Source organism: Allohoeflea poritis (assembly GCF_027889715.1).
Taxonomy (GTDB): domain Bacteria; phylum Pseudomonadota; class Alphaproteobacteria; order Rhizobiales; family Rhizobiaceae; genus Hoeflea_A; species Hoeflea_A poritis.
Genome location: NZ_JAPJZH010000007.1, coordinates 202,609 through 227,871, shown reverse-complemented (window position 1 = coordinate 227,871; position 25,263 = coordinate 202,609). Strand labels below are relative to the sequence as shown.

The 25,263-nt window shown below is 60.4% G+C and carries 22 protein-coding genes; 12 read left to right on the top strand and 10 right to left on the bottom strand.

The window, feature by feature from the left end:
• Nucleotides 1–22: 22 nt before the first annotated feature.
• The 7 genes from mutM (at nt 23) to OOZ53_RS13385 (ending at nt 7,792) form a co-directional block, all read left to right on the top strand.
• On the top strand, nt 23–913 hold the full coding sequence (gene mutM / locus OOZ53_RS13415; protein ID WP_271090102.1) for a bifunctional DNA-formamidopyrimidine glycosylase/DNA-(apurinic or apyrimidinic site) lyase: 891 nt from the start codon (nt 23–25) through the stop codon (nt 911–913).
• 38 nt (nt 914–951) lie between these two features.
• Complete coding sequence (locus tag OOZ53_RS13410; protein WP_271090100.1) at nt 952–1,725, top strand: enoyl-CoA hydratase; 774 nt, start codon at nt 952–954, stop codon at nt 1,723–1,725.
• 148 nt (nt 1,726–1,873) lie between these two features.
• Entirely contained in the window at nt 1,874–2,140 is a 267-nt protein-coding gene (rpsT, locus tag OOZ53_RS13405; RefSeq protein WP_271090098.1) for a 30S ribosomal protein S20, read from the top strand.
• Nucleotides 2,141–3,008: 868 nt separating this feature from the next.
• Nucleotides 3,009–4,448: a chromosomal replication initiator protein DnaA gene (gene dnaA / locus OOZ53_RS13400; protein ID WP_271090097.1), complete on the top strand. Its 1,440-nt coding sequence runs from the start codon at nt 3,009–3,011 to the stop codon at nt 4,446–4,448.
• A 293-nt stretch (nt 4,449–4,741) separates the two neighbouring features.
• Nucleotides 4,742–5,860 carry a DNA polymerase III subunit beta gene (dnaN, locus tag OOZ53_RS13395; protein ID WP_271090096.1) on the top strand — a complete coding sequence of 373 codons (1,119 nt, stop codon included), beginning with the start codon at nt 4,742–4,744 and terminating at the stop codon, nt 5,858–5,860.
• 10 nt (nt 5,861–5,870) lie between these two features.
• The gene (recF, locus tag OOZ53_RS13390; protein WP_425499147.1) at nt 5,871–7,040 is read left to right on the top strand and encodes a DNA replication/repair protein RecF; all 1,170 of its coding nucleotides are present in this window, start codon (nt 5,871–5,873) and stop codon (nt 7,038–7,040) included.
• Entirely contained in the window at nt 7,037–7,792 is a 756-nt protein-coding gene (locus OOZ53_RS13385; RefSeq protein ID WP_271090092.1) for a molybdopterin-synthase adenylyltransferase MoeB, read from the top strand. The genes recF and OOZ53_RS13385 overlap by 4 nt, the downstream gene beginning before the upstream one ends.
• A 31-nt stretch (nt 7,793–7,823) precedes the next feature.
• On the opposite strand, the gene OOZ53_RS13380 is transcribed toward OOZ53_RS13385, so the two are convergent.
• Nucleotides 7,824–8,825 carry a 2-hydroxyacid dehydrogenase gene (locus OOZ53_RS13380; RefSeq protein WP_271090091.1) on the bottom strand — a complete coding sequence of 334 codons (1,002 nt, stop codon included), beginning with the start codon at nt 8,823–8,825 and terminating at the stop codon, nt 7,824–7,826.
• A 252-nt stretch (nt 8,826–9,077) separates the two neighbouring features.
• On the opposite strand from OOZ53_RS13380, the gene OOZ53_RS13375 reads away from it, so the two are divergent.
• On the top strand, nt 9,078–9,578 hold the full coding sequence (locus tag OOZ53_RS13375) for an SH3 domain-containing protein (protein ID WP_271090153.1): 501 nt from the start codon (nt 9,078–9,080) through the stop codon (nt 9,576–9,578).
• A gap of 18 nt (nt 9,579–9,596) precedes the next feature.
• Here OOZ53_RS13375 and OOZ53_RS13370 read toward each other — a convergent pair whose 3' ends face one another.
• The 5 genes from OOZ53_RS13370 to OOZ53_RS13350 are packed head-to-tail and all read right to left on the bottom strand — an operon-like array spanning nt 9,597 to nt 15,603.
• Nucleotides 9,597–10,934, bottom strand: a complete 1,338-nt coding sequence (locus OOZ53_RS13370; RefSeq protein ID WP_271090090.1) for an NAD(P)/FAD-dependent oxidoreductase — start codon at nt 10,932–10,934, stop codon at nt 9,597–9,599.
• A 5-nt stretch (nt 10,935–10,939) separates the two neighbouring features.
• Nucleotides 10,940–12,499, bottom strand: a complete 1,560-nt coding sequence (locus OOZ53_RS13365; protein WP_271090089.1) for a trimethylamine methyltransferase family protein — start codon at nt 12,497–12,499, stop codon at nt 10,940–10,942.
• Entirely contained in the window at nt 12,496–13,989 is a 1,494-nt protein-coding gene (locus tag OOZ53_RS13360) for an aldehyde dehydrogenase (RefSeq protein ID WP_271090088.1), read from the bottom strand. The genes OOZ53_RS13365 and OOZ53_RS13360 overlap by 4 nt, the downstream gene beginning before the upstream one ends.
• Nucleotides 13,986–14,894 carry a dihydrodipicolinate synthase family protein gene (locus OOZ53_RS13355; protein WP_271090086.1) on the bottom strand — a complete coding sequence of 303 codons (909 nt, stop codon included), beginning with the start codon at nt 14,892–14,894 and terminating at the stop codon, nt 13,986–13,988. Before OOZ53_RS13355 ends, OOZ53_RS13360 begins: the two co-directional genes overlap by 4 nt.
• A 7-nt stretch (nt 14,895–14,901) precedes the next feature.
• Nucleotides 14,902–15,603 (bottom strand): GntR family transcriptional regulator, encoded by a 702-nt coding sequence (locus tag OOZ53_RS13350; RefSeq protein ID WP_271090085.1) that lies wholly within the window; start codon nt 15,601–15,603, stop codon nt 14,902–14,904.
• 149 nt (nt 15,604–15,752) lie between these two features.
• Between OOZ53_RS13350 and OOZ53_RS13345 the strand changes: the two genes are divergently transcribed.
• Together OOZ53_RS13345 and OOZ53_RS13340 are read left to right on the top strand one after the other, a co-directional pair.
• Entirely contained in the window at nt 15,753–16,487 is a 735-nt protein-coding gene (locus tag OOZ53_RS13345; RefSeq protein WP_271090084.1) for an SDR family NAD(P)-dependent oxidoreductase, read from the top strand.
• Entirely contained in the window at nt 16,484–17,218 is a 735-nt protein-coding gene (locus OOZ53_RS13340) for an SDR family NAD(P)-dependent oxidoreductase (RefSeq protein WP_271090083.1), read from the top strand. The genes OOZ53_RS13345 and OOZ53_RS13340 overlap by 4 nt, the downstream gene beginning before the upstream one ends.
• A gap of 20 nt (nt 17,219–17,238) precedes the next feature.
• Here OOZ53_RS13340 and OOZ53_RS13335 read toward each other — a convergent pair whose 3' ends face one another.
• Together OOZ53_RS13335 and OOZ53_RS13330 are read right to left on the bottom strand one after the other, a co-directional pair.
• Nucleotides 17,239–17,817 carry a TetR/AcrR family transcriptional regulator gene (locus tag OOZ53_RS13335; RefSeq protein ID WP_271090082.1) on the bottom strand — a complete coding sequence of 193 codons (579 nt, stop codon included), beginning with the start codon at nt 17,815–17,817 and terminating at the stop codon, nt 17,239–17,241.
• Nucleotides 17,818–17,912: 95 nt separating this feature from the next.
• Nucleotides 17,913–19,124 carry a cytochrome P450 gene (locus OOZ53_RS13330; RefSeq protein ID WP_271090081.1) on the bottom strand — a complete coding sequence of 404 codons (1,212 nt, stop codon included), beginning with the start codon at nt 19,122–19,124 and terminating at the stop codon, nt 17,913–17,915.
• 423 nt (nt 19,125–19,547) lie between these two features.
• Here OOZ53_RS13330 and OOZ53_RS13325 point away from each other — a divergent pair, with 423 nt between their 5' ends.
• On the top strand, nt 19,548–21,683 hold the full coding sequence (locus tag OOZ53_RS13325; RefSeq protein WP_271090080.1) for an O-fucosyltransferase family protein: 2,136 nt from the start codon (nt 19,548–19,550) through the stop codon (nt 21,681–21,683).
• A complete protein-coding gene (locus OOZ53_RS13320; protein WP_271090079.1) occupies nt 21,680–22,696 on the top strand; it encodes a nodulation protein NodZ in 1,017 nt (338 codons plus the stop codon). The genes OOZ53_RS13325 and OOZ53_RS13320 overlap by 4 nt, the downstream gene beginning before the upstream one ends.
• A 54-nt stretch (nt 22,697–22,750) precedes the next feature.
• On the opposite strand, the gene OOZ53_RS13315 is transcribed toward OOZ53_RS13320, so the two are convergent.
• Complete coding sequence (locus OOZ53_RS13315) at nt 22,751–24,016, bottom strand: glycosyltransferase family protein (RefSeq protein ID WP_271090078.1); 1,266 nt, start codon at nt 24,014–24,016, stop codon at nt 22,751–22,753.
• Nucleotides 24,013–25,038 (bottom strand): NAD-dependent epimerase/dehydratase family protein, encoded by a 1,026-nt coding sequence (locus OOZ53_RS13310; protein ID WP_271090077.1) that lies wholly within the window; start codon nt 25,036–25,038, stop codon nt 24,013–24,015. The genes OOZ53_RS13315 and OOZ53_RS13310 overlap by 4 nt, the downstream gene beginning before the upstream one ends.
• Nucleotides 25,039–25,263 lie beyond the last annotated feature (225 nt).

Here is a 25,263-nt window from a genome sequence, read left to right as displayed (position 1 = left end):
AAAGCCAACGCGCCCGAGGCCCATGCCCGAACTGCCTGAAGTCGAAACCGTTCGTCGCGGCCTGCTGCCGGCAATGGAAGGTGCCACCCTGCACCGGCTGGAGCAGCGCCGGGCCGATCTGCGTTTTCCGTTTCCCGACCGCTTCGCGGCGCGTATGGAGGGCCGCCGGATTGTGTCGCTGCGGCGCCGGGCGAAATATCTGCTCATCTGTCTTGATGATGGTGCCGTGCTGATCTCGCATCTCGGCATGTCCGGCTCCTATTATATTGACCGCGATGATCTGAAGGACCGGCCGGGACAGTTTCACCACGACCGCAGCAAGGATGAAAAGCACGATCATATCGTCTTTCATGTGGACGGGCCGAACGGCAAGGCGCGTGTCATTTATAATGATCCCCGCCGTTTCGGCTTCATGCTGCTTGCCGGCGATGGCGAGCTGGACAATCATCCGCTGATCCGCGATCTCGGTGTCGAGCCGCATGGCAACGCGCTCAACGCCGATTACCTGGCGCGCAGATTTGCAGGCAGGAAGGCGCCGCTGAAGGCAGCTCTGCTGGACCAGCGGATCATTGCCGGCCTCGGCAATATCTATGTCTGCGAGGCGCTTTGGCTGGCGCATCTTTCACCGCGGCGCACCGCCGGCTCGCTTGTGGCCCGCTCGGGCGCCCCAGTCGCTCGGCTTGAGGACCTGACAACCGCGGTTCGCAGCGTGATCGCGGCGGCCATCGAGGCAGGCGGCTCGTCCTTGCGCGATCACCGGCAGGCGGACGGCACGCTCGGCTATTTCCAGCATACGTTCAACGCGTATGATCGCGAAGGAGAAGCCTGCCGGCGGGAAGGATGCGGTGGAACGATCCGCCGCATTATGCAAAGCGGCCGTTCGACATTTCATTGCCCGGCCTGCCAGCGCTGAGTGGCTGAAAGCGAAATACCAACGGAAGGAAATCGAACATGGCATATGAGTGCATCAAGGTGGAAACCCGCGGCGGCGTCGGCCTCGTCACGCTGGACAGGCCGAAGGCGCTGAACGCGCTCAACGCGAAATTGATGGCCGAACTGCTCGAAGCGGCGCGGGCCTTCGACGCGGATGCCAAGATCGGCGCCATCGTCATCACCGGATCGGAAAAGGCGTTCGCAGCGGGCGCCGATATCAAGGAAATGCAGAGTCTCGATTTCGTCGAAGCCTATATGGGCGATTTCATTGGCGGCTGGGACAAGGTCGGCACCGTGCGCAAGCCGATGATTGCCGCCGTTGCGGGCTATGCGCTCGGCGGTGGCTGCGAACTCGCCATGATGTGCGACTTCATCATCGCGGCCGACACGGCAAAATTCGGCCAGCCGGAAATTACCCTGGGCACAATCCCGGGCATGGGCGGCACGCAGCGCCTGACCCGCGCCGTCGGAAAGGCCAAGGCCATGGATCTGTGTCTGACCGGGCGCATGATGGATGCGGACGAGGCGGAACGGTCCGGGCTTGTCGCCCGCGTCGTGCCCGCGACCGAGCTGATCGAAACGGCGATCAAGGCCGCCGAGAAGATCGCGGGTTTCTCCCAGCCATCGGTGATCATGGCCAAGGAAAGCGTCAATCGGTCTTACGAGCTCACGTTGGCGGAAGGGATCCGTTTCGAACGGCGCCTCTTCCATTCGCTGTTCGCGACCGAAGATCAGAAGGAAGGCATGGCCGCCTTCGCGGAGAAACGCCAGGCGCAGTTCAAGAACCGTTGACGGCACCACACTTTCCGGCTATATGCCCGGCACGGATTTGGTGGCCCCGGCGGCCACCGTAATTTTTTCTGCTCCTGTCGTTTCATTTGCGGGTTGGCAAACCTGGCACGAGGATATGGGGCGAGTACGAACGCAAAGAGAGAAGTAGATGGCCAACACAGTGTCGGCGAAAAAGGCGACCCGCAAGATCGCCCGGCGAACGGAAGTAAACAAGGCACGCCGCTCGCGGATGCGCGGATTCATCCGCAAGGTCGAGGAAGCGATTGCATCCGGTGACAAGGATGCGGCGGCCGAGGCATTCAAGCAGGCACAGCCGGAATTGATGCGCGCGGCAACCAAAGGTGTTATTCACCGCAACACGGCCTCGCGGAAAGTTTCGCGTCTGGCCAAGCGCGTAAAGGCAATCAGCGCCTAATTGCAGATATTTAGCGAATGCGTGTTGAGCCTGGCCGTTGGTCGGGCTTTTGCGATTCAATTCCGGACTGTAATATCTTTGTAATAATAGACCGGTCGTCTAGTAAATGCGGGACAAGTAATTATTATAAATAACAATGGGTTATGAGAGGATTAAAATTCTTTGGTAGACCATTGGAAAACTGGTTCGACGAATTCCGAGTCAAGATCAATTTTTTTATTTTTTTGCAAATCGGCAACACTCTCCGGTCCCTTCTCAAAAAGCTGTTGATTCCAAATGCGTTACGGGAAGGCGCACAGGATGCACGTTTGAGCCGTATCGCACCTGCGGACCGATCCGGCCGATTTCCCTCCCGAACGCGCCTTGACCTTCGACGGTTAACGTTGCCTTAATGAGCCTGCATGGAGGTCGCAAGCAGCTAGTTTTGAATAGTGAGACCGCCGAAATCCTTTGGCGGTTTTGATGTTTTCATCTTCAATGCAGTGTTCGCATTCTGCGGCACGATTCATCAAAATTTCCCGGTTGTGGTTCGGGCGCCAGCCCGGGCATGGGGACATCTGTGCGCACGCTCTGGAGGCAGCGCATATTGCCGGGAGGAGGATACGCAAGGCGATCCGTAGCGCCATGCGTGTTCTGTCGGTCCGACGGACGGAAACGGAAAGGGGAAGCACTTCCAGTAGGGTTTGGGGTTTGTACGTAGAACAGTAAGTTCGGCCGTTCGGCCGGCGCAAATAAAAACGATACAGGAGAAGGCCAGATGCAGGGACAATCAGGAGCACAGGTGCGCACAGATTTGCGGCGATCGCGAGACAATGCACCACCTCCTGCCGGCGAGGCCGATCCACCGACGGAGATGGGGAAATCAGGAATGGCGAATGACGTACTCTTCGGGCGGGTTCAGACCCGGCTGAAGGCACAGGTCGGTCCCGACGTATTTTCAAGCTGGTTCGGCCGGCTCAAACTGGAATCCATATCAAAGAGCATTGTTCGTCTTTCAGTACCCACGACATTCCTGCGGTCGTGGATCAACAATCGCTATCTGGATCTTCTGACGCAGCTCTTCGCTGAGGAAAACAGCGACATCAACAAGGTTGAAATCGTTGTGCGCTCCGCGACGCGGGGCAACCGGCTGATCCAGTCCTCCGAAATCTCCGATGTGCAGCAATCGACGGGCCCCGGATCGCAATCGGCGCGGCCTGCCGCCGTGCCGCACCCGGGATCCAAGTCGAAGAAGGCGCAGATGCGTCCGGTCGAAACCGGCTCGGTCTCCGGCTCGCCGCTCGACGGGCGTTACTCCTTCAGTTCCTTCGTCGAGGGCGCTTCGAACCGTGTTGCCCTGGCTGCGGCGAAGACGATCGCGGAGGCCGGCAGCAGCGCCGTGCGCTTCAATCCCCTGTTCATCCATTCCAGCGTGGGCCTCGGCAAGACCCACCTGCTGCAGGCGATTGCCCTGGCGGCCAATGAGAGCGAGCGCAAGCCGCGCGTCGTCTATCTGACGGCAGAATATTTCATGTGGCGCTTTGCCACGGCCATCCGGGACAATGACGCGCTTTCCTTCAAGGAATCGCTGCGCAATATCGACCTGCTCGTTATCGACGACATGCAGTTCCTGCAGGGCAAGTCGATACAGCACGAATTCTGTCATCTTCTCAATATGCTGCTGGATTCAGCCCGTCAGGTTGTTGTTGCGGCGGACCGGGCACCCTGGGAGCTGGAATCGCTCGATGCGCGGGTCCGCTCCCGGTTGCAGGGCGGCGTTGCCATCGAGATCGAGGCGCCCGACTACGAGATGCGCCTTGAAATCCTCAAGCGCCGCCTTGCCGCCGCCCAGCAGGAAGACTATTCGCTGGACATTCCGACCGAGATTCTCGCCCATGTTGCGCGGCACGTCACGTCGAGCGGCCGGGAACTGGAAGGCGCCTTCAACCAGTTGCTGTTCCGCCGTTCGTTCGAGCCGTCTTTGTCCATTGACCGGGTCGACGAGCTTCTCGGCCATCTCGTCAATGCCGGCGAGCCGAAGCGGGTTCGCATCGAGGATATCCAGCGCATCGTCTCGCGCCACTATAATGTCTCGCGTCAGGAGATGATCTCCAACCGGCGCACCCGCACCATCGTCAAACCGCGCCAGATCGCCATGTTCCTGTCGAAGACCATGACGCCGCGTTCCTTCCCGGAAATCGGTCGGCGCTTCGGCGGCCGCGATCACACAACGGTGCTGCACGCGGTTCGCAAGATCGAGAACCTTTTGGAGCAGGACACCAAGCTCTCCCACGAGATCGAGCTCCTGCGGCGCCTCATCAGCGAGTGATCGGCCAACGCTGACCGACACCGGATTATCGGATCGGGCTCCGCTCTGGCGGAGCCTGAAACGCATGGGTCGCTCATATTCACTTTATCCCCAGAAAGCCTGTCCCGCGCGACCGCCATTGGTGTCATAAGCTTGCGCTAGGGGCGGTATATCTGTCATTTTGCTTGTCCCGAACATAAAGTCCCTCTATGGCCGGGCAGACCTTGCGGCGTGTTGTCCCGGAAGCCGGTTCGGATGGCTGGCGGGCACACCGGTGATCGCGACAAGAACAACAGGATTTGGTGTAAAGACCCATGCGTGTGACAATCGAGCGTTCCAACCTCCTGAAATCACTGAACCACGTCCATCGCGTGGTTGAGCGGCGCAATACGATCCCGATCCTGTCCAACGTGCTGCTGAAGGCGGACGGCGCGACGCTCGACCTCAAGGCGACCGATCTCGATCTGGAAGTCACCGAGGCGACCGCCGCAAATGTCGAACAATCCGGCTCCACGACGGTTCCGGCGCATCTGCTCTACGACATTGTCCGCAAACTGCCGGACGGTGCCGAGGTGCTGCTTGCCGTCGATCCGGAGGGCGCCAGCATGACCGTCGCCTCGGGCCGCTCGAAATTCTCGCTGCAGTGCCTGCCGGAATCCGATTTTCCGGATCTGACGGCCGGCGAATTCAGCCACACCTTCCGGCTCCAGTCGACCGAACTCAAGATGCTCATCGACCGCACCCAGTTCGCCATTTCGACGGAGGAGACCCGCTATTATCTCAACGGCATCTTCATGCACACCATCGAGGAAGAGGGGTCGCTGAAACTGCGTGCCGTCGCCACCGACGGTCACCGCCTGGCGCGCGCCGACATCGAGGCGCCGTCCGGCTCGGAAGGCATGCCCGGCATCATCGTTCCGCGCAAGACCGTGGGCGAACTGCAGAAGCTGGTCGACGACCCCGATGTCGCGGTGACGGTCGAGGTGTCTGAGGCGAAGATCCGTTTCACCATCGGCGGCGTGCTGCTCACCTCCAAACTGATCGACGGAACCTTTCCGGACTATCAGCGGGTCATTCCCACGGGCAACGACAAGGAACTCACGGTCGATTGCGCGCCCTTCGCATCGGCCGTTGACCGCGTCTCGACGATCTCCTCCGAACGCGGCCGCGCCGTCAAGCTGGCACTGACCGAGGGCCTGTTGACGCTCACCGTCAACAATCCCGATTCCGGCAGCGCCACGGAAGAGCTGGCGGTCGGCTACAAGAACGAAGCGCTGGAGATCGGCTTCAACGCCAAATATCTGCTCGATATCACCGGCCAGTTCAGCGGGACGGAGGCCGTCTTCCTGTTCGCCGATCCCGGCTCGCCCACCCTTGTGCGCGACGTCGCCGAGGAAAGCGCGCTCTATGTGCTGATGCCGATGCGCGTGTGAGGCAGGCTATATTGTGAACGCTGCCTGCCTGACCCGTCTCAAACTGACGGATTTTCGCAACTACCGGCAGCTCGACCTCGATCTCGACAGGCGCCACGTGGTGCTGACCGGCGAAAACGGCGCCGGCAAGACCAACCTCATGGAAGCCGTTTCTCTGCTGACACCCGGCCGTGGCCTGCGCCGCGCGGCCTATCCCGACATGTGCCGCGAGGGCGCCGGCGCCGGATTTACCGTCTTCGCCGCGCTGGACGGCATGCAGGGGCCGGTGGAGATCGGCACCAGCGCCGGCGGCGATCCGGAGAATGGCGGCTCGGGCCGCCGTTTGCGGATCAACGGCACCAACGCCCGCAGCAATGACGAACTGCTGGAGCATCTGCGCATCGTCTGGCTGACACCGGCAATGGACGGCCTGTTCACCGGACCGGCTTCGGACCGGCGGCGCTTCCTCGACCGTCAGGTCCTGGCTATCGATCCGGGCCACGGAAAACGGGTGCTCGACTATGAGCGCGCCATGCGCAGCCGCAACCGGCTGCTTTCCGAGGGGCGGCTGGACCCTTCCTGGTTGAGCGGTATCGAAGTCCAGATGGCCGAATTCGGGATTGCCATCGCGCTTGCCCGCCGCGAACTGATCGCCATGCTGACCGGGCTGATCGATGACCGCCAGGACGACGGGCCGTTCCCCCGGGCCGGCCTGCAATTGGAAGATTTCCTGTCCGGCATTCCGGGCGAAAACGCGGCGGAGCAGGAAGAAGCATTGGCCGTGCAGCTTGCTGCGTCCCGCGACCGGGACGCCGCCGCCGGGCGGACACTGACCGGCCCGCATCGCTCGGATCTGATGGTGCGGCATCGCGGCAAGGATATGGACGCGGCCCGCTGCTCGACCGGCGAGCAGAAGGCGCTGCTGGTTGGGCTGGTGCTGGCCCATGCCCGGCTCACCGGCGAAATCTGCGGCCATGCACCCGTCCTTCTGCTCGATGAAATCGCCGCCCATCTGGACGAGGGCCGCCGCGCCGCGCTTTTCGATCTGGTCGACGCTCTGGGCGGCCAGGCCTTCATGACCGGGACCGACAGCGCTATGTTCAAGGCGCTCGGTTCGCGCGCCGAGTTTCTGGCGGTGGATTCAGGCACGGTCGCGCGTGCAACAGCCGATGCACAGGAAATGCCGGTGAAAAGCCAATGACCGAAAACGCACTGACGCCGTCCGAGCTGGAACGCTATGCCCGCCATATCGTTCTGTCCGAGATCGGCGGCCCGGGACAGCAGAAGCTCAAGAAGGCCCGTGTGCTCGTGATCGGCGCAGGCGGTCTCGGCTCGCCCCTGTTGCAGTATCTGGCCGCTGCCGGAGTCGGGACGCTGGGCATCGTCGATGACGACGCCGTTTCTCTGTCCAACTTGCAGCGCCAGGTTCTTCATGACACCGAGGCGGTCGGGTCTGCCAAAACGGGCAGCGCTGCAAAGGCGCTGCGGCGAATCAATCCGCATGTCGTTGTCGAGGCGCATCCCGTGCGTATCGACGCGGCCAATGCGGCCGAACTCATCGCGCGCTATGACGTCATCGCCGACGGATCGGACAATTTCGCCACCCGCTATCTGGTCGCCGATCAGTGCGCCGCGCTGGAGCGGCCGCTTGTCACCGCCGCCGTTGGCCGTTTCGACGGATCGGTGACGGTGCTTGTCCCGTTCCTGAAAGATGGCGAGGGCCGGCCGAACCCGACCTATCGGGACCTGTTTCCCGCTCCGCCGCCCGACGGCCTTTTGCCGAGCTGCGCGGAGGCCGGCATTGTCGGCGCGCTCACCGGTGTTGTCGGCACGCTCCAGGCCATGGAGGTCATCAAGCTCATCACCGGCATTGGCGAACCGCTTATCGGCCGGCTGTTGCTCTACGATGCACTGGCCGCCCGCTTTGACACGATCACTTATCGCTCAGCCTGACCAGACCGGTCGGTCCATCGGGTCCGGCGGCCTATAGCTGCCCGGGCAGCACCCGGTCCGGCGGCCTGTGCCCGTCGAACAATGTACGGATATTGATGATCACCTTGTCGCCCATGTCGATCCGCCCCTCGATAGTGGCCGAACCCATATGCGGCAGGATGACCACCCGGCCGGCCTGCGCCAGCTTGACCAGCTTCGGATTGACGGCCGGTTCGTGCTCGAAGACGTCGAGGCCTGCCCCGGCGATCTTGCCTTCCTGCAGGTTCTTGATCAGCGCGCCTTCGTCGATAATGCCGCCGCGCGCCGTGTTGACGATATAGGCTTCCGGACGCAGCAGATCGAGCCGGCGCGCCGAGAGCAGATGGAAAGTTCCCGGCGTCGACGGGCAATTGACCGAAACGATATCCACCCGTGCCAGCATCTGGTCGAGGCTTTCCCAGTAGGTGGCCTCGAGATCCTCTTCGGTAATCGGATCAACCCGGTTGCGGTTGTGATAGTGGATGGACAGGCCGAAGGCCTTGGCCCGGCGCGCCACCGCGGTTCCGATGCGCCCCATGCCGACAATGCCGAGCCGCTTGCCCCAGATCCGGTGGCCGAGCATCCAGGTTGGCGACCAGCCGTTCCAGACCCCGTCGCCCATCAGGACATTGGCGCCTTCGGCGAGGCGGCGCGGAACCGCCAGGATCAGCGCCATGGTCATGTCGGCGGTGTCTTCGTTCAGCACATTAGGTGTGTTGGTGACGGTGATTCCCTTGCGGGCGGCCGCGTCGATGTCGATGTTGTCGACGCCATTTCCGAAATTGGCGATCAGCTTGAGATTGTCCCCCGCCTGCTCGATCATCGCCGCGTCGATACGGTCCGTGACGGTCGGTACCAGCACGTCGAAGGATTTCATCGCCTCGACCAGCTCATGCTGGGACCGGGCCGTATCCTCGATGTTCAGCTCCGCGTCAAACAGCTCGCACATGCGGGTTTCCACAGATTCGGGCAGCTTGCGGGTGATGAACACCTTCGGTCGCTTTTTATTCGGCATTTCCTCGATCGGCCCCTTGTTGAGAGCTCTTTAACCATGGTGTGATAGTCCCGGTAATGTCCGGTCACACGGGTCGTTTTTATCAGACGAATGCGGGAAGACAAAGCGATCTCGTTCCGCACCGGAATGAAAATTTTCGATTGCGCCGGGCGCTGCACAAGTGGCAATGACAGCCGGTGGAGATCATCGATGGAGAGTGCAATGAATGCCGCGACCGTCACGCGTATCACAAGTGCAGCTATCGCCGCGGCGATGCTGCTGTTGACGGCACCGACATTCAGCCCGCCGGCACTCGCGCAGAGCGCGGCAAAGGGCGCGAGCGGCCTGCCGCTGCCCCGCTTTGTCAGCCTCAAGGCACGGCGCGTCAATCTTCGCATCGGACCCAGCCGCGACTACGCGGTCGAATGGCTGTACACCCGTTCGGGCATTCCGATGGAAATCATCCAGGAATATGACCACTGGCGCAGGGTGCGCGACCCGGATGGAACCGAGGGCTGGATCCACAAATCGCTGCTTACCGGCGATCGCACGGCGATCATCGCGCCATGGAAGCGCGGCGATGCGCGGGTCTATGTGCTGCTGCGGGCAAAGCCGCAGAAGGGCGCCGACCTGGTCGCCAAGCTCGAGCCGGGCGTTGTCGTTCGGATCGACGAATGCAATGGCAAATGGTGTCGTGGCGAAGTGCAGGGCACCAAGGGCTGGGTGGCCCAGGACGAAATCTGGGGTGCCTATCCCGGAGAAGCCTTCAAGTAACGAAATTCCGGCGTAGGCTCAAAGCTCCTTGCCCGCCCGCATCTCGCCCCAGCGCATGGTCGCATTGGCGCCGATGGATGCGAACGGTTCCGGCGGCAGGCGCTTGGGAGCCGGAAGCGATTGCATGGCCAGGAGCGACGCTGATTCATGGCCGCAGATCTGTTCGGCGATCAGCTTTCCGGAGAGCGTCCCGGCGGCTGTTCCTAGACCGTTCTGACAGCAGGCACTGTAAAGGCCGGGCTCCAGTTCCCCGAAGGCGGGCGCCGTGTTCAGGCTGAGGCAAAGCAGCCCGCCCCATCTGTATTCCATATCGATGCCTGCAAGCTTCGGAAACCGGGCCGAAAACGAGCGGTCATGGACATGCGCGACCGATTGCGGCCTTTGTGCCGCGACACTGCGGCCCGGCGCCCATGTAAATCGGTTGCGCACGACGATGCGGTCGCCCCCCGTTCCGGAAATCCGCCGCACGGTGGTGCCGAGCGGGTCGGCCGGCGTAAAGCCCCACCGTTCCTGGCCGCCGAGCGCTGCACACTCTTCGGAAGACAGCGAACGGGTCATCGAAGCGTAGAGATAGATATGCATGAGCCGGCGTTTGAAATAGCCGAAACTCTCCGCATGGCCGTTGACGCACAGCACCACCGTTCCGGCCGAAATCGTGCCCGATGGCGTTTCAGCACGCCAGGATCGGCCTTCCCGCGCCAGGGCCACGACCGGCGTGTTCTCGAAAAGCAGGACGCCCGAACCGGCCAGGCCTGCGGCAAGACCGCGAACGTAAAGCGCCGGCTGCAGCATGGCGGTTCCGGGCGTGTAGAGGCCGCCCAGATAATAGCCGGAGCCGCAGATATCCTGCATGGCCTTTGCGTCGAGCAGTTCATGCGCCTCGCCCATTGCCTGCAGATGCGCCGCATAGTCGTTATTGTGGGCAACGCCGCGCCCGGTGGCCGCGGCGTTGATCTTGCCGCTCGGGCTGAAAGCCTCCTCGGACATGCCGTATTCCTGCGCCGCATCGGCCGCAAAGGCGATCGCTTCCCGGTTCAGCGCGGTTTGCGAGCGGTCCCGGTCCGCATCGCCCGCATAGTCCCTTGATGCGAGATTGTGCGGCAGATCGATCATGAAGCCGGAATTGCGCCCCGCGGGCCCCTCGGCGATGCGGCGTGCATCGACGACCGCAACGGTGGCGTCCGGCTGCAGCTGTTTCAGGCGCCGGGCCGCCGACAGTCCGGCGAAGCCGCCACCGATGACCAGGACGTCCGCCTGGAAATCAGATGCGAGACTGTCGAAGGCCGTCGCCGCCGGCAGGATCTCGTTCCATGCCGCCGGTCCCGGATCGAAAGGCTGTTTGGTCACCGCGGTCATGGCTGTCAGTATTCGTCGTTCAGCGCATCGACCGCCGGGATCTCCCGCTCCCGCCGCGCAATATAGTCGCGCAGCGCTTCGTCGACGCCTTCGTCCAGCCGGGGTTCCTCGTAATTTTTCAGCAGATTGCGGGCATGGTTGAGCGCCCGTTCGGTGATCTCATGGCTGCCTTCGGCCATCCATTGTTCGATCGAATTGTTGTCGAACAGTTCCGGCATGAAGAAAGCCTCCTGGAACCGCGCCTGCGTATGCGGGTGGCCGAGATAGTGCCCGCCCGGGCCGATATCGCGCACGGCCGCGAGCGCCTCGTCGAAATCGTCCCATTTCACGCCTTCCGCCATACGGTAGCCCATGGCGCATTGCTCGGCATCGACGACGAACTTGGCCATGGAACAATGCATGCCGGCCTCGTTCCAGCCGGCCGAGTGCCAGATATAGTTTGCCCCGGCCATCAGGGTCGCCATCATGGTTGATGCGCTTTCATAGCCGGCCTGCGCGTCGAAGGTCTTGGCGCCGCCCAGCGTGTTCGATGTGCGCCAGGGAATGCGGTAGTACCGGGCCATTTGCCCGATCATGAAATTCATCAGGCTGATCTCGGGCGTTCCGGCCATCGGCGCGCCCGACTTCATGGACACCGTCGAAAGATAGTGGCCGTAAATCGCCGGGCAGCCCTTGCGCACCACCTGCGTATAGGCGAGCGCGGACAGCGCTTCCGCGTTGAGCTGCGCGACCGCGGCGGCGGTCGAGGCTGGCGTATTGGCGCCGCCGAGCACGAAGGGCGAGCACAGCACCGGCTGGTTCCTGCGGCAGAAGGCGCGCATGGCGCCCAGCATCACCTCGTCCCAGACGAGCGGTGAATTGCCGTTGCAGTTGCCGGTGACGACCGGATGGTCTTCCATGAAGTCGGCGCCGAACAGGATGGCGCACATCTCCATCACGTCCTCGGCGTTCTTCGGGCTCGTCGTCATGCCCATGAAGGTCTTGTCCGAGTGCTTCATCGAGGAATAGGTAATGCGCAGATGGCGATGCGCGACCACATGGTCCATCGGCTCGACAATATGGTGAGCCGACGAATGAAGCGCCGGCAGCATATGCGCGAGCTTGTGGAAATTGGCAAGGTCGTCCAGCGTCGGTCCCCGGCGCTTGTCGTCGAGGTCACGCAGATAGGGCGCACCGGTCATCGGCACGAAGATCGAATGGTCCTTGCCGAAGGGCAGGTTATTAGCCGAATTACGAGCGTGATAGGTAAAGCTCTCCGGTATGGACGCAATCAGTTCGCGGACAAGGTTGCGGTCAAGATGCACCCGGTCGTCGTCGCGGATATCGGCGCCGGCGGCGCGCCAGTCGGCGATCGCCTGCGGGTCGCGGAAGACGACGCCGACATCTTCCAGAATGGCCATGGAGGCATCGTCGATCCGGGCGATCTGATCGCCGTCCATCGGTTCGACCAAGGGCAGCCTGCGCTTCAGCGCCGGCAGCATCTTCGTGTCGATGGCCGTGCGGATTTCGCGCCGTGCGCCGCGCCCGCCCCGTCTTGTTCTTGGTGCTTCCTCGATAGCGTTCATCCGACGTCGTCCTGTGCAGCCGGATCGGAAAGATCGATCCAGATCGTCTTGGTTTCCGTGTACTGGTCATGGGCATGCAAGCCGTTGTCGCGCCCGCCGAAGCCCGATTGCTTGTAGCCGCCGAAAGGCGTCGTGATATCGCCCTCGCCATAACAGTTGACGGTGACCGTGCCGGCACGAATGGCCCGTGCCGCCGACAGCGCCTTGCGTCCGTTCGCCGTGAAAATACTGGCCGCAAGCCCGTATTGCGTATCGTTGGCGATCTCGAGCGCCTCGTCGGCGCTCGCGACCGTGATGACCGACAGGATCGGTCCGAACACCTCCTCGCGCGCCAGCCGGTGGTCGCGGTCGGTCTCCACAAGCGTCGGCTCGAGATAAGCGCCGGCGAGGGCACCGCCTGCAAGCGCCTCGATGCCGTCCAGATAGGAGGCGACCTTCCTGCAATGGTCGGCGTCGATCAGCGCGCCGAGATGGTTCTGGGGATCGAGCGGATCGCCCGTCTTCCAGTCGCGCAGCCGCGCCTGTATGCGTTCCATCAAGGCATCCTTGATCCCCGCCTGCACGATGAGCCGTGAATTGGCCGAGCAGTTCTCGCCCATGTTCCAGAAGGCGGCATTGACCACATGGCCCGCGACGAGATCGAGATTTTCTGCGTCGGCCAGAACGATGGCCGGGTTCTTGCCGCCGCATTCCAGGACCACCTTCTTCAGGTTTGAATCTGCCGCATAGCGCAGGAAACGCCGTCCCGTCTCGGTCGAGCCGGTAAAGCTCACCATGTCGATGTCCATATGCATTCCAAGCGGTTCGCCAACGCCCGGCCCGTCGCCGGTCAGGACCTGCAGCACGCCGCGCGGAATGCCTGCCTCCATGGCGAGTTCGGCAATCCGCAGCGCGGTCAGCGATGTCTGCTCCGCGGGCTTGACGATGACTGAGTTTCCGGCTGCCAGCGCCGGCCCGATTTTCCAGGCGAGCATCAGCGACGGAAAGTTCCACGGCAGGACCGCCGCCACGACGCCGATCGGCTCGCGCACGATCATCGCCACCGCATCCTCGCCGGCTGGCGCTGTCTGGTCGTAGATCTTGTCGGCGGCTTCCGCGTGCCATTTGATGGTGTGGATCGTCTCGGGAATGTCGATCGTCACGCAGTCGCGGATCGGCTTGCCGGAATCGAGGCTCTCCATGACCGCCAGTTCGCGCGCGTTGCGTGTGATCAGTTTGCATAGCCGGATCAGCACGTCCTTGCGTTCGGCCGGGTGCAGTTTCGACCATCGGCCCTCCTCGAACGCCTCGCGCGCCCGTGCAACGGCGAGATCGACATCCTCGCCGCTGCAGGCGCCGATCTTGCAGATGGTCTCGCCGGTTGCCGGGTTGACGGTCTCGAATTCGCCGCCGCCGGCGGTGTGGAACCGTCCGTCGATGAAGGGCGAACGCGGAAAGTCGAGTCCTTTGGCGATCGCCGCGTATTCGTCGCGGGTCAGCAATTCGCTCATTTGCTTTCCTCCTCGATTTGCGCAATGGCGCGGTCCATGGTGCGGATGACTTCCGCCAGCGCCCGCTTGTCGTCCTTGTTGAGCGGTTGCAGCGGCCGGCGCGGCGGGCCGCAATCGATACCGCGCAGTGTGACGCCATGCTTGATGCACTGGACGAACTTGCCGCCCTGTTCGAGCACCCGCATCAGTGGCAGCATGGCCGACATGATGCGCCGCCCCCTTGTGAAATCGCCGTCGATGGCGCAGGCGCGGTAAAGCGCGATATGGGCCTGCGGCGCGAAATTCGAGCCGGCGCACACCCATGACCGTGCGCCCCAGGCGAAGAACTCCAGCGCCTGGTCGTCCATGCCGCAGGACAGCTGGATATGCGGATAATCGCGCGCCAGCATGTGCAGCCGGTTCGGATCGCCGGACGATTCCTTGATGGCGCAGAAATTGGGGCTGCGACCGAGCCGGTCGAGGGTTTCCTCGTCCATATTGACGCTCATGCGGCCCGGATAGTTGTACAACATGACCGGAAGGTTCGCTTCGCGGTCGATGGCAAGGGCGTGCAGCGCGATCTCCCGGCCCGTCGGATAGGCGTAAGGGGGCGTCGCGACCAGCAGCGCGTCCGCACCCGCCTTCCTGGCTTCCCGCGCGAAGAAGATTGAATCTTCGGTGCGGATGGCGCCCGTACCGACAACCATCGGCAGCCGGCCCTTGATGATCTCGGCTGCGAGATTCATCAGCCGCACGCGCTCTTCGCCGGTCTGCGCATAATATTCACCGGTCGTTCCGGCAATGATCAGCCCGTGCACGCCGGCCGTGATCAGATGCTCGATAACGGCCGCGAAGGCCGCCTCATCGATGGCATGATCGGCATCGTATGGCGTGACGACGGGTGTGTAGATACCTTCGAACTTCATGATCGCCTCACCGTGCCCGCGCCACATCGAGTGGAATATCGAGCCCGGCGGGCGTGACATAGATCTCGATCTGGTTGCGGGAAAGTTCCCAGTGATCGACCGCCAGCCGGGCGACGGCTTCCGCATCACCCGCCTCGATCAGGGCAATGAAGCGGTCGTGCTGCTCGGCGGCGGTGTTCAGGTTCTCGGCCATATGGGCCGAGCGCGGCTGGTAGAAGGTCATGCCGATACGGGCGTGGTCGATCAGCAGTCTCGTCAGGCTCGGCTGCAGATAGATGTTGTCGGCCATCTCGCCGATGATTGCGTGGAACCGTTCATTGTTCAGGGCCCGCGCGGCAACATCGCCGCTGGCGATGGCGGCGCGGAACTGTCTTTGCGTTTCCTTCAGCTTCTGGATCTGCAAATCGGTGGCGTTCTGCGCCGCCAGTTGCGAGACCGCCGAATAAATCATCGGCGCGGCGACGAAAAAGTCGCGCAGTGTCTTGTGGTTCATCGCCGAGACCTTGGCGCCGCGATTCTCGACAAGCGTCACATAGCCTTCGCCTGCAAGCTGGCGCAGCACTTCGCGGAAGGGCGGCCGGGAGATCTCGTAAGCCTGGCTGAGCGCGGCCTCGTCGATATCGCTGCCCGGCTCCATCGCCATGGTCAGGATCTTCCGCTTCATATCCGCGTAGCAGCGCGCTTTGCGTGCCCTTGCTTCGTCCTTCATTCCGCTTTCCCTGAATGGTTGCGCCGCTGCGCTGGTCCGATCGTCCGAGCGGGCATTATAAAAAAATTCATATTGAATTCAATAAAAATTTATGCTGCAATAATCCAGAGCCTAAGCGGCGCTGAGCCGCGGTCGCGAGAGGTGCCGAAATGGCTGAATTTGAAGGGAAATGTGCGCTTGTGACCGGTGCCGCCGGCGGCATCGGTCAGGCAGTGGCGGCGCAGCTGCGCACAGCAGGCGCGCGTGTCGCGGCGGCCGATCGCGACCTTTCGGGAATTGAGGCGGACGCACACCTGCCGGGCGATCTGACGGAAGCTGCCTATGCCGACACGCTGGCGGCGGCGGCGCGGGATGCGCTTGGCGGGCTGCATATCATCGTCAACAATGCCGGCATTGCGCGTCGCGGACCGGTGACAGCCAGCAGCGATGACGACTTTGCCGCCTCGATCGCCGTCAACGTGGAGGCGCCGTTCCGCATCTGCCGTGCGGCCATTCCATTGATGGCGCAAGCCGGCGGCGGCGCGATTGTCAATGTCGCATCCTGCTGGGGCGTGCGCCCCGGTCCCGATCACGCCGTCTATTGCATGACGAAGGCCGCGCTCGCCTCCCTGACCCAGTGCATGGGACTGGATCACGCCCGCGACGGAATTCGGGTCAACGCCGTCTGTCCGAACGAGGTGGATACGCCGATGCTGCGCTCCGGCTTCGAACTGCGCGGCTTCGATGCGCAATCGGCGGTCGCCGAGCTTGGCAAGACCGTGCCGCTCGGCCGGCTGGCGGAACCGGGCGATATTGCCGACGTGGTCCTTTTCCTTGCCTCGGAGAAGGCACGCTACATGTGCGGCGCGCTGGTCGAGGTCAATGGCGGAAAGCCGGTTTCATGAGACGTTTCGAGGATAAAGTCGCGCTGATTACCGGTGGGGCAAGCGGTATCGGCCGCGCTGTGGCAGAGCGTTTGGCCGGGGAGGGCGCGCGGGTCTTCACGGCGCAACGCAGCGAGGATACGGCCTTTGAACACGTGGTGGCCGACCTTGCCGATCCGGAAAGCCCCGAACGGATCGTGTCGGAAGTTGCCGGCCGTGCAGGGCAGCTTGATATCCTTGTCAACAATGCCGGCCTGATGCGCCAGGCACGGGTCGAGGAACTCGCGCTCGAGGACTGGAACCGGACACTGCAGATCAACCTGACCGCGCCGTTTCTGATGATCAGGGCGGCCTTGCCGCATCTGCGCGCCGCGCGCGGATCCATCGTCAATATCGGATCCATCGAGGGCATCGGCTCCAATCCGCGCCAGGCTGCCTATTGCGCCTCAAAGGCCGGCCTTCACGGGCTGACGCGGGCCGTTGCGGTCGATCACGGCGCGGAGGGGATACGCTGCAACGCGGTAGCGCCCGGCTGGATCGACACCGAATTGAACAACCAATTCATCGAGGATACGGACGATCCGGCCGCCTTCCGCCGCGATATCGGGAAGATCCATCCCGTCGGACGAACCGGCCAGCCGCAGGAGGTCGCCGCACTGGTGGCGTTCCTGGCCGCCGAGGAGAGCGGTTTTATCACCGGTCAGGTCTACACCGTCGATGGCGGTCGCATGGCGCGTCTGAGCCTGCCGTGATCTGTCTGCCGTTTGCCTGATTACAATTCGTCGTCCACATAGCCCTGCAGCACCCTGGCGAAGCGATCGACGATGGCCTCCTCGTGCTCCTGGGAAAGCGAATCGATGCCGACCACGCGGCGCAGCGTGTCGAAGCCGGTCATGTGCGCGACAATCAACGCGGCGCGCTGCTCGGCGTCCTTGCCGCCAAGCCACACAGCCAGCGGAAGCACGACCTGCCTGTGGATCGCCCGGCTTACCAGGTCGCGGACATCCAGGCTGCCCGCAGAGCGCACGAAAGCCAGAAGGGTTGGTCCCATCTCCTCGCCCTCATGGGCGAACTCGGCGAAATGCGCGGCGGCGCGTTCACCGAATGTCGAACGATCGCCATCCAGCAGCGTATCGATATTGAGCTCGGGAACGATGGCTTCCTCGAAGAGGTTTTCTTTCGAACCGAAATAGCGGTTGACCAGCGCCGCGTTGACGCCCGCCGCCGCGGTGATCTCGCGCAAGCCGGCGGCGTCGAAACCCTTCTCCTTGAAGGCGCGCCGGGCGGCATCCAGAATGGCCTTGCGGGTTGTCGCCGCATTGCGCTTTTGTTCGTTGATCGCCGTCATCATGACATGGGTCCGTTCGGGTCAGTCTCTGATCCGTTTATCAGCATATCACAGCATGCCATGCAACCGGCCAGTCCGGACTGCCGGTTTCAACGGTTTTAGCGAATGCCCACATGCAGTTCCTTCAGGCAGCGCATGTTGAAATTGGAGGTATGTTCCAGGCCGTGACCTTTCAGTTCGATATGTCCGGTGCACTCGAACAGCCTTTCAAAGGCGATTTTCGCCTCGAAACGTGCCAGCTGGATTCCGGCGCACAGATGCGGACCGGTACCGAAGCTGAGCTGATGGATGTGATCGCGCGCCACATCCAGCATGTCAGGCCGCTCGAAGACGGCCGGGTCCCGGTTGGCGGCCGCAAGCACCGGAAGCACCATTTCGCCTTCCTTGACGCGCTGTTCGCCGAGCGTCACGTCCTGCGTCGCAATGCGGCCGATAAACTGCACCGGCCCTTGCAGGCGCAGGAACTCTTCGACGGCGTTGGGGATCAGTGACGGGTCGGCGCGCAGGGCCGCCATCTGGTCGGGCGCTCCCAGAAGCAGCCCGAGACCATTGGCAAGGAGGCACGTTGTCGTCTCGTTGCCCGCATTCAGCAGAAACATGCAGTTTGCGATCAGCTCCCCGTCGTCCAACGCGTGTTCCCGGTCAGCGGCGACGACCAGCGAGCTTATCAGGTCCGGACCCGGCTTCCTTCGCGCGGCCGCCATCTTGTCTTTGAGATAATCGGTAAATTCCGCGATCAGCACGCTGCAATGATCAAGCTGTTCATCGGAAAGGTGTGTATAGAAATTGAGCGCGACCGTTGAAAAAGCATCGCACCAAATCTTGATCTGCTCGCGTTCCTCGGCCGGAATGCCGACAATTTCCGAAATCACCAGGATCGGCAAGGGTGCGGCGAATTCGGAGACGAACTCCATTTCACCGCGCTCAAGCCCTGGCGCAAGCAGCGTATCGCAGAGTGCGCGTATCTTGCCGTCATAGGTTTCCACCACTGTGCGCGTGAAGGCGCCGTGCACAAGATCGCGCAGCCGCTTGTGCATCGGATCATCGGTTTGCAGCATGACGCGCGACAGCAGATCGAAGACGGGTTCATATTTGTCGCTGTAACGGAGGCGCGCCTTGGTGACCCGGTCGGAAGAAAAGCGCCGGTCCTTCATCACCGCGCTGACATCCGCATAGCGGGTCAGGATCCACGCATTGACCGATTTGTCGAAATGGACGGGTTCGGTTTCGCGCAGCCGTGCATAGACCGGAAACGGATCTTCGAGCATGCCCGGCCCGAAAAGCCTTCTTCCGCCGTCGCCTGGAGCCATGAAAATCTCCCCCATTAACGCGCAGGGTGATCATGGCACAGAAGCCGTAGAAATCACAATGACGCGCCGTACGGGAGTACGAAATTGGCGGAAACGGAAGTAGAGCACGTCTGCGCGTGCTCAAGTAGAGCGCTGGTTGCACGATTGTGAGTGACGTGAGTTGACCCGCATATGACCTCGACCTTGAAGGCCCAGACAAGCTAACAAACGCCCGTCTTCTATTGACGCTGATCCGGAATATGCACGTGGAAAGACATTATCTACTTTCTCCAAAATATTGTTGTGGTTTTTGGGCGGGAAATCAATAAAAGAATTCATACAGTTATTTAATGTACGGTTTTCAGCTGAATATCGGGATTGATTGCGCGCACGTGAACCGGCGCGACATCGAAAATGGTGGACCGAACGTTGATTGGGGGTTCAATGCCGGCTAGCGATCCTGCGGACGCGCAAGGACAATACGGGTTACTGTTTTACGAGTTCGTCTGCCTGGTGCAGAAATACGCGGAACGCACGAATCCCGTGCATCCGTGTTTTGCGCCGATCGGTACAAATATGCTGATGCTTGCCAGTGAGATCAGCATCAATGTCCGCTTGCGAAGGCGGACCGTAATTGTCGAGGGCGCGTACGAATTTGACAGAAAGTACATCGCCGATTTCAATCGGGAGCAGGGTACGAAACACTCCGTTTTGCCATGGGTACTGCAACGGTTTGACGACCATCACGATGACCCGAATCCCTGGACAATATGGTTTCGCGATCTTTGTGACAATGACCGGGAATGTCCTGATTATCAGACGCGCCTCGATGAACTCGAAACCCGAATGGCAGCGCTTCGCCCCCGGGTAACAGAACCTCACCTGATCGAAATCGGTATATGCACCGACTATGTCAGCCGGCTGAATACAGACACCCTGGCCCGGATCGAACCGCATCGGATGACGCCGGAGAAGGGCGCGGTCGCGGTTCATATCCGCAGAGGTGATGCCAGTGACGAGACGATGGAGAACGCAGATCCGAACCGGCAGACCTTTCCGCTGGAGCGCTATATCGAGGCGATGGAGGAATACAGCCGCAAAGGCTTCGATCACTTCTATATCCTGACTGAATCGCAACAGGAGATTGACAGGATCGAGGCGCATTTTGGCGGCAGATGTCGCATATCCTGGCAGATTGTTGACCGGGCAAAATTCCCCAACCTGCATGGCAAGAAACATGAGCGGGCGAATTTCATAGAGTACCAGTGTCTGGACAATCCCGACCTGATATCTTTCTCGATGCATACAGCGCTCGTCGATCTGGATAACGCGTCCCGTTGTGAAGCCTTTATCGGTTCGTTTGAATCCGCCTTCTCAAACCTTGCCTTCCTTAAGGCGGTCGGCCATCACAAGCGGCACACCGAGTATCTGGATCTGGCGGGTACAACCTTCGGCAAACCCCTCTTCTATCCAAATCTTGCGGAATCCAGGGGTACATCGCTCTTCGTGATCAAGGAACGCGATGTTGGCTTCTTCTCGCTGTTCCTGCAGATCGTGAATACGCTGCTATATCTGCGCGAGCACGAACCCGACGCCGTTCCCGTTGTCCAGTTCACCGACAAGCAGGAATATTTTACTGGGTCCGAAACATGGGAAGACTTCTTCGAGCCGCTGGTTTTCCTGAGCAGGTCGGCGGTTGCACCTCTGCTGCGGAGGGTACAAAGGAATTTCCGGCTTCATTTCCCTGAGATGAAATACTGGGATCCGCTAGGTGTGGTCTATTCACCAAGACCAAATCTAAACTGGAGCGGATCATACTATCCCAACCTTCGCTTGAACCGCGTACTAAGCCGGCTGCCACTGAAACCATATTTGAAGTTTGTTCGCTCAATCGACAGAATCCGGAAAAGTAATTCAGGTGGCCGTCAGCGCAAGGCTGGTAATGTGTCGAGCGAAATCAAAACTGACCTGCTCGTCTCTCACAAGACTATTCCTAGCTTATCTGAACGCCGCCGAGCTTCGAAAGTGATCGGCAACTATGTGAATCTGAAGCCTGAGATTCAGCAGTCCTTAGCCGAGCTGTTCGACAAATACAGCGGTTACCACATCATTGGCGTTCAGTTTCGTGGAACGGATGCTCGCAAGGATAGCCGACGTAAGATTCCGGCATACGAGGACTATGTTGATGCGATAAAGCACTATATTGATGGCTTAAGCGTGGATATCCATCGCCGGGTGTTCATATTTGTGGCAAGCGATGAGTCGGAATTTGTTTCCTTTCTGTCCGGGAAGTTCGAAAATGTTGGCCATTTTGATGCAATTCGGCATGTAGGTGATGATGAGACGGCCAAATCAGACGGAAAGACTGGCTGGAGCATGCCCGCCTTCGTAAGGATTGATCGAAAGAATGCGCTCAGGGGAGCAATTTTGGACTATGCCGGCTTGTGCCGGTGCGATTTCATGATTCACAATTTTGGCAGCCTGACGAACGCTGTTCTGCTGACCCGCCCGGATATCGGCAACCTGTTGATCGGATACGATTACGTACAGGTTGAGGACAATGGCGGCAACGCAGGGTGACGCGCTACCTGATCGCAACGGATTGCTACAACTATGAACCAAGGCCGGGCCTTGGCTGGATGGTACAAGCCAATTCAATCGCTTGGCGATACGCTAAAGTCACCGGCAGAACACTGATCGTAGATTGGCGGGACACGACTTACCACAGCAACCGAAACGTCAACCTTTTTGCCCAACTGTTCGAACCGGCGGAGTCCATAGGCGGTGTGCGCATCCTTACCAATTCGTTGGATCGACTGGAACTGCCGGGTCCCAGACTTGTTACAGACAAGGAGAATTTCGAGTATGTTGACAGGGCGCTATATTATGACCGTGATCTTCCATTCCCTGTAGTCGAGATAAGGGCAGGAATTTCCCCGCGGTTGTACCGCCGGTTTCTGTATGAGGACGGCTTCGACGGCTTCATACGCGGCCTGGTAATGAAGCCGCATTTTGAACATCAGATCGCGGACTTTCTGGAACAGAATTTTTCCGGAAGGCGTGTTGTCGGCGTGCATGTGCGGCACGGCAATGGAGAAAGCGGGCACTTTCAAAATGCGGGTCGCTCTATTTCTGATCTGGACCATTTGATCCAAGACATTAAAACCAAGCTGTACCGGTATCTCAAGGATAACTATACACTGTTTTTGGCCACGGATTCACCTGCTGTACTCGATGGGTTTCAACGCAATTCCCTTAAGTATGTGGCGCGTAAGCAATGGCGCCCTCCCGCTGACTCTGGCGCAAGTCTTGTGAAGGGAAGCGAGTGTCCCGACGGTGAAGTTGTCAACGCCGCAAATGCATGGATCGACATGTATCTGCTCGGTTGTTGTGATGTCACCTACTTTGCAAAGGGCTCTTTTATGAATTCCTTGCCGGTCCAGATGGCGAAAGGCCATGAGAACCGGCAAATTACATATGGTTTCGATGTTGGTCGATATTATTGTATCGGCTCGAGAACCAAAGCTTCGCCGGTCTTGCAAATTCGCCGCTATCTGAACCGGAAGCTGAACAAGATCCTGCCCGCGATTTGAAACCTGGTTCGTAAGTAGTCGGCCCAACAGCAGAGCTATCGGATTGACCATGACTTAGATGCTGGTTTGAACGGTCTGCAAGTCATCACGAATAAGATCCACCAGATCGTTGCTGCGCCAGGCATCAGCATATTTTTCCGAGGCCAACTCGGCTTGTGCCTTGTAGGCGCCGATATTCGAAATCAATCGCATGATGGCCTCGGCAAACTCTTCATCACTGTCCGCAACGGCACCTGTCTCGGTGCTGATGAATTCGGTCAGCGTCGGGACCGGCGGGCAGATCGCTGGAACACCGTTGATCACGGAATCAATCAGGATTCCCGAGCTGATCATCTGTTCGGACTTGTCTCGTGTGTATGGGAACAGGAGTAGGTCGCAACTCGCCAGCAGCGCCGAAAATTCGGTGAGATCGAGCGGGCCGGAAACGAAATCGAGTTGACCGGACGGGATCGCCCCGCTGCCCCGCAGGCGGCGTTTCAGTCTTTGCCCACGCCGGCTGTCGGCAATTTGTATGACGAACCTGACGGTGTCCGCGTATGGCGCTCCCGCCATTTTCCGCGACGCCAGGCTCAGGATCGCCGGCAGTCTTTCATAGCCCTTGTCCTTGCGAAGGTTGCCGCCGACATAACCGATCCTGATCTTCTGGTTGTCCGACGGGCGTTTTTCGCAGGCGGGGGAAGTTATCCTCGAGGGTTGCAGGATTACCCTGCCGATCTTTTCGAACCCGAAGCGGTCGATGAGATTGCGGCGAAGCGTTTCCGTTTCGGTATAGATGTGGATACGGTTGGTCATGCGGCTCAGCGTCGCCAGTCGGCCGAAGCATTGCGTCGCCAGGCTGCGGTCATGTTTTGGCGCATATTCGAGAAACCGCAGGTGCAGGTGGGGCATGTTGTCCGGCTGTATGCGCGCAATTGCGGCCAGGAGCGAGGCGTGTGTATCGACCTTGGTCGTCGGAAAGATCAGATGATCGCCGGGGCCGTATCGGCTCAAAACGGCAAACATTTCGTCGGCGTAGTCTGTTCCGTCAATTGTGTCCGCCGGCAGACCCTTCAGCCTGCGGACGGCCTGCATCAGGTACCAGCGGGCGGGATTTGAATTGCGGATGCGTCGCCGCCGCGCGGGCTGCGCTGGATCGGTGACGAAGTCGAGGTGGACCCGTTTCAGGACGTTGGCGATCTCTTGCGGTGATCTGCTGTTGACGTGGCAGGCCGGACAAAGCGGGTGCAAAGCCCGTTCCAGAAGCTCAAGGCTGGTCAGATGATGGCCGCCAAGGCTCTGGTACTCAGGATCGACAATCGCAACTTTGCCGGCGTGTTTCAAAAGGCGGCGGCCACGGATTTGGAGTTGCCCGATAGTGGCTTGTTCCGTTGCAGCTTGTTGCCGTGAACCTGATCATGGATCCACCGGTAAGTGGCTTCCAATCCCTTGACGAGACCGTATTCCGGCTCCCAACCCAGCTTCTCACGGATCAGCCGGTTGTCGGAATTGCGCCCTCTGACGCCAAGGGGGCCCGGTACATGCTGGATCGTCAGTTTTTTGCCGGCTACGTCCATGATCAGTTCAGCCAGCTGGTTGATGGACACCATCTCCTCAGAGCCGATATTGACCGGCCCGTCAAATTCGGACTCCATCAGGCGTATCGATCCTTCGACGCATTCATCGACGTAGAGAAACGAGCGCGTCTGCTTGCCGTCACCCCAGATTTCGATCGATCCGCCATCGGATGCTTCCGCGATCTTGCGGCAAAGAGCCGCCGGAACCTTCTCGCGCCCGCCCCGCCAGGTGCCTTCCGGGCCGAAGATGTTGTGATAACGGGCAACACAGTTCTTCATTCCCGCATTGCGGTTGAATGCAAAATAGAGACGTTCGCTGAACAGTTTTTCCCATCCGTATTCACTGTCGGGATCGGCCGGATACGCACTGTCTTCGCTGGTGACCGGATTGTCGGGATCGAGCTGATTGTGCTCGGGATAGACGCATGCCGATGATGAATAGAACGTCTTTTCGACACCACAGCGCCGCGCCGCTTCCAGCACATTCAGATTGATTGACATCGAGTTGTGCATGACGCTGGCGTCGTTTTCACCGGTGAATATATAACCGGCACCGCCCATATCGGCTGCAAGCTGATAGATCGCGTCGAATGATTGGTCAAAGACCTGGGCGCATTCATCTTGCCGGCTGAGGTCGGCGATCCGAAAGTCATCGGCCGCCGATTTGCTGAACTCCGGGTGTTTGAGATCCACACCGCGAACCCAGTGACCCTCCTGTTTCAGGCGCTTGACCAGATGAGAGCCAATAAAGCCGCCCGCACCGCACACAACTATTTTACTCGGTGCCATAACCACCACCCCACACTACGCATTCCACCAAGATGAACATCGAGTGACGCAAAAATGGCCGTGTAGTTCCGACCCGCGCGCCGTCAATAAGGGCTTCAACTATTACAGTTTTTTATGTCAACCAACAAAAATTCGCATATTCCCTATAGCGAATCGAGTAAATTTTCCAGAAAATAAAACAACTGCACGTCGCAATGATCCTGTTTAGTTAAGACAATTCAGTCG